Source organism: Actinoplanes sp. NPDC048791, from assembly GCF_040650095.1.
Taxonomy (GTDB): domain Bacteria; phylum Actinomycetota; class Actinomycetes; order Mycobacteriales; family Micromonosporaceae; genus Actinoplanes.
The window spans coordinates 1-1,652 of the sequence record NZ_JBEZGQ010001445.1 but is presented as its reverse complement, the minus strand read 5'-3'; the positions used below and the strand labels follow the sequence as shown (position 1 = coordinate 1,652).

The following is a 1,652-nucleotide window of genomic DNA, read 5'->3' as shown; positions in this document are numbered from 1 at the left end:
CACCGCCCGCGGCGCTTGACCGGGGCGGCGACCACCACGGGTATCGACGCGGTCCCCACCGCGGGCGCCGGAGCGGGTGCGGGCGCCGCCGCCGGCACGGGAGCTGGGCCGGTGGTCAGCGCCGCCCCGAGCGCCACGCTGTGCTCCGGATGCGCGTCCAGCACCAGCGGCCGGTCGAACGCCGCGGCCAGCAGCTGTCCGACCAGCGGAGTGCGGGCGGCGCCGCCGGCCAGCAGGATGCACCGCAGCTCCGCCGGCGCGACACCGGCCGACCGCAACGCCCGGCGCATCGCCGCCACCGTCTGCTCCAGCGGCGGGCCGATCCGGGCCTCGAACTCCGAGCGGTTCAAGCGGACCCGCTGGTGCAGCCCCGGCAACGCCACCTGCACGCTGGTCTCGGTGTCCGCGGACAGGTTCTCCTTGGCCCGTACGCAGTCGCGGCGCAGCCGGGCCAGCCCGACCACCACGTCGTCGTCGTCAAAATCCAGCTCCGCGAACGGGCCGCCGAGGATGGTCGTCACGTGATCGAGCACGGCCTCGTCGAAGTCGCCGCCGCCCAGGTGCTCGATGCCCTCCGGCTCGCCCAGCAGCTCGAAGCCGCTGGCACTGCGGCGCAGCACCGCGGCGTCGAACGTGCCGCCGCCCAGGTCGTAGACGGCCAGCGTCTCGCCGGTCCCGAGCTGCTCGGCCGCCGCGTACTGCAGGGCCGCCGCTTCCGGCTCGGTGCGGAACGCGACGTCGTCCAGCTCGGCCAGGTGCGCGGCCTGGCTCAGGAAGTCCCGCTTGAACCGGGTCCAGTTGGCCGGGTGGGCGACGGTGATGCGGCCCGGTCGCTGCTGCCGCTGCTGGGTCACGGTGTCGACGACGTGCCGGAGCAGCCGGGCGGTCAGCATGTGGGCCGAGTACGGCGACCCGGCCACCATGATCGGCACCGGGTCGCCCATCCGGCGCTTGAACTCGCGCACCAGCCGGTCCGGCTCGGCGTCACCGCGCCAGTCGGCGGCGTCCCCGATCAGCATCTCGCCGTCGGCCTTGACGAACACCACCGACGGGATCTCCGGCCGCCGGGTGCCCAGCTGGACGATCTCCAGGCGTTCCCCCACCCGCACCGCGGCCGCGGTGCAGGTGGTTCCGAGGTCGACACCCAGGCCGTACTCCACGAGGTCCTCCCGAAGCGTGCTCTTGACGGTAGGGCGGTCGCCGGGCGGCCGAAGATGGCCGGACGTGCGGCCTCGCGGGCGCGTCCGCTGCCCGATCGGGCACGACGGCGGCACCTCAGCGGACGACCTCGCACTGCGGTGTCACCCCTCGGTAGCGGGCGCAGAAGGCGTCGGCCTCCTCGGCGGAGCCGAAACCGTCGCGCAGCACCACCCAGAAGCCGTTGGTCCCGTCGGCGATCTCGTCGGACGTCTTGCTGTCGACCAGCCGCACCGGCAACCCGACCGCGGTCAGCTGGGTCAAGGTCGCCTCGGCGGCGGTCCGGTCGGTCGGGGCGAGCTGCGGGCGGGAGTCGACCATCACGTACGGCCGGCGTACCGCGCCCGCGGGTGGGGCGGCGGAGCTGGTGGCCGGCCCGGCCCGGCGGTCGAGGAACGGGAGCCGGCCGGGGGCGAGCCAGGCGGTCAGCGCGGCGCCGGCCACCAGCACGGTCA

Annotated in this window: 2 protein-coding genes; both read right to left on the bottom strand. The window is 75.2% G+C overall.

The annotated features are described in order from the left end of the window. Positions 1-1,160 (bottom strand): Hsp70 family protein (locus AB0C29_RS47250; RefSeq protein WP_360834766.1); only part of this gene is annotated, 1,160 nt, incomplete at its 3' end. Positions 1,161-1,275: 115 nt separating this feature from the next. Then, positions 1,276-1,652 (bottom strand): hypothetical protein (locus AB0C29_RS47245; protein WP_360834764.1); only part of this gene is annotated, 377 nt, incomplete at its 5' end.